This is a genomic window from Succinivibrio sp., assembly GCF_045124615.1.
GTDB lineage: Bacteria > Pseudomonadota > Gammaproteobacteria > Enterobacterales > Succinivibrionaceae > Succinivibrio > Succinivibrio faecicola.
Genome location: NZ_JBGVMC010000264.1, coordinates 1 through 3,401 on the forward strand (window position 1 = coordinate 1; position 3,401 = coordinate 3,401).

Consider the following 3,401-nt stretch of genomic DNA (forward strand, 5'->3'; position numbering starts at 1 on the left):
CGAGGGCGTTGACTATCTTGTTAAGGTCATAGACGATAGTGCACTACAGGCAGGTGTTAGTATCAGAAAAAGATTTAATGATCAAATATTTCCACAAGAGATACAACAAGGTATTCCTGCTCATATCTATCCTTTTATTCCGTATAAAGGAAAAGAACCACCTTTAGAAAAAACTTTTGACGAAATGATTTATACATTAGAGCATTTTGAAGATGATGCTGGTGGTACTTTAAAGCAAAAATCAACATTGTTGCTCAAAGACATTTCTGAGGTTGAAAGGGCTATTGCCGATGCCACCTTAATGAACATTGACCAAAAATTTGCTGAGCCAATGGTAAGAGTTATAGAGCATGTTAAGCAAGCAGTAAATAATCCTGAATTTTATTCTGGAAATCAAAAAGAATTACAGAAGATGATTGATACTGCAAAACGGGCAATACCATTAATTAATCAAGCTAGATACTCTAATTCTATCAGTGCAGAACAAATGGTAAGCAGTCAAAATGTAGCTAATGCCAAAATTAAATTACAGCGTTATCAGCTTGTAGCCCCTATGACTAGACTTTTCAAGGATGAAGCAGAGGTATATACAAATCAAACTATCAAATATGCAAAATCTCTTGAGGAGTACGCAAAAGCAAATTCACAATCACAAATCAAGATTTATGAATTTGTTGATAAAGAGGGCAAAAAACATCTTGAGTACGCCAAGAACAATACTAAGCTGTCAGAAGAAATGTATCAGAATTACAAAAAGCAGGCTGATTACAGTTTAGAGACTGCCAATTTGTTTGAGGAAATGGCAACAAAATTGCGTAATGCGAACGACCTTACACCTGATAGAGTTAAACAGTTACAAGAGGTTGCAGGACTTGTAAAGAATGATAAATCAGGTTACGCAAAGGAAGTCGCTCAGATTTACGACAAGATGCTTAACAATGAAGAACTTAGCCAAGAAGAAAAAGACCTGTTAGAGTACGTAAAAAGTGTTAATACGGACTTTATGAAGAACATGTTTGACTACATTAAATCCGTAGCAGATCAGGCTTTTGCTGACTCTATTGACGCTATCAACAAGGCTAAAGCATATACTGTCGGTGGAGCAGGATTAGAAATTATCAACTTAGGTAATGGCATGATTAAGGCCACTAATACTGAAACAAAACAGTCTTTTACTACTCATTTGTCCTCTCCTGAATTACAAGGCAAGAGTGCAGAAAGCCAAGTAGCCTTTTTAGCAGGAAAGACCGAAAAACCACCAAAAGAAGACAAGAAAGGCAGAGGAGGTCATGGCAGACACAGAGAATTTGATATTCCGTGGTTAGACATGAGAGAATTAGGTGGCAACTGGTATGACAGTCGCAATCCTGAAAAAATCCTTGCAACCTTTGAGGATATGGTCGGTACTAACAAAAATCTGTTATTCCTTAACACAGAAATGACAGAATGGTACTCAGAACAGGCTAAATTGTTAAAGAAAGCAAGTGAAGCAGGTGTTAAACTGTCTGAGACTGATTTAAACAGATTGCAGACATTGTTCTTACAGCGTAGACACATGGAGGAAGTAGCAGACGCAGAACAGGACTTTATCAAGGAGCTTGAAAAAGAAGAAAATAAGCGTCAGACTAATATAGAGGCTTTAAATGATCTTATTGAAAAGAGTAAAGCCTTAAACAAGCCTACCGAAGCATATACTAATCTGTTAAAGAAACAACGAGATTTCTTGGTGCAGATTAACGAAGAAACTGCAAAACAAATTAAGCAGAACAAGAGTTCAGATTTTGTTAATGACTGGGAAGAACAGTATCAAAAGAGAGAAGAAGCTTTACGCAAGCAACGTAAAACAGCAGGTCTGTCTGCTGGCGAAAAGATCGCCTTACGATTGCAGGCTTATGGTGCTACTTTTGATTTGGCAAAATCTAAAGGGTATGGTGAAGCAGTCGGAAGTGAGTACGGCAAGAATCAGCTTAATACAGGTGTGCTTGCGAAAAATTATGGCTATCTTGAAGCATATAAAAGTGGCAACCTGTCTAGTGCAGGTATGGCTAATTACATGGGTTCAGGAATGTCAGACTTTTTAAGTTATGTTTCACAGTTTGGAACAGACCAAAAATCTGATATGATGTTAAATTCTATGGGATTAGACCCTGAAAAGTGGGGCGAATGGAGCATAGCAGGTCTTAATGCTTTGTCTCAATTAACTGACGGCTTTAAGGGGTTGAGCGTAACCATAAGCGAAACACTTGGAAATGCACTTACTACTTTCACCAACGGCTTGGCTGACGGCTTGGCTAATGCTATTGTTAAGGGTGAAGATTTTAGAGAAACAATGGCTAATGTTGCTCAGACTATTGCAGTAGACTTGATTTCCTCTTTAATCAAGATGGGAATACAATGGGCTGTTACTCAGCTTATGATGACTGCTGTTACAGAAGAACAACAAGCTATGGTAACAGGCTCTAGCATATTAGCATCTAAGGCTGTAGCTACTGCATGGGCTGTTCCTGCTACATATGTCGCTACTGCTACAATGGGTGGTGCTGTAACAGCAGGTCAGACTGCGTTGTTAGGAGCTACGATTGCAAATCAGGCAAGAGCCTTGTTTGCTGATGGTGGCTACACTGGTAATGGTGGTAAATATGAACCTGCTGGCATTGTGCATAAGGGCGAATATGTGTTTAGTCAGGAAGATGTAAATCGTATCGGTTTAAGCAACCTCGAAGCTATGCACAACGGCTCAAGTTATTCTACAAATACTGTAAATAACTATAATACCAATGGCACAGGACAGGTTAGTATTGTTAATATGGTCGATCCTAATATGCTGAAATCATATCTGCAAACATCAGAGGGACAACAGGCTATAATCAACACGATTAAGCAAAATCCTAGAACTGTAAGGCAGATAATTCAAACTGCATAATACGTGTAAAAGGCTAGAGTAAAATCTAGCCTTTTTACTTTGTGTGTTATAATAATGAGCGTGTTGAGAAATGAGTGATAGGTAGGTTTACATGAGTGTTAATCTGTTTTTGCAACCTCTTGCAAATGCGATGGTTCAGTATGAATATAAGACTGACGTATTAAGTACGTACAACAATCTTGAGGATAGAATTGCACAGAGAGATGTGCCTAGAATTTTCTTTGATTACAATTATGCAATCAACGATTATAAACAGGCTATTGACCTAGATACAGAATTACAGAAAAATGGTAACGTTGGCTCTGTTTGGCTTCCTGATTGGTTGAGTGGGGTCAAGCTGACAAACATAGCTGTCGGTATCAATACTGTTACTGTCGATAAGTATATAAACGTAGCAAAAGAACAGCTTGTGTTATTGTTTAATTCTGACACCTCTTACGAGGTAACACAGATACGAGAACTCACTATCAATAACAAT

At 38.1% G+C, this 3,401-nt stretch carries 2 protein-coding genes; both read left to right on the forward strand.

All coding sequences use genetic code 11. From position 1 onward, the window contains the following. On the forward strand, positions 1–2,923 hold a 2,923-nt coding region (locus ACJML3_RS06975; protein WP_406021844.1), incomplete at its 5' end, for a hypothetical protein. Positions 2,924–3,014: 91 nt separating this feature from the next. Further along, positions 3,015–3,401, forward strand: a 387-nt coding sequence (locus tag ACJML3_RS06980) for a hypothetical protein (protein WP_406021846.1), incomplete at its 3' end; no start/stop codon positions are given.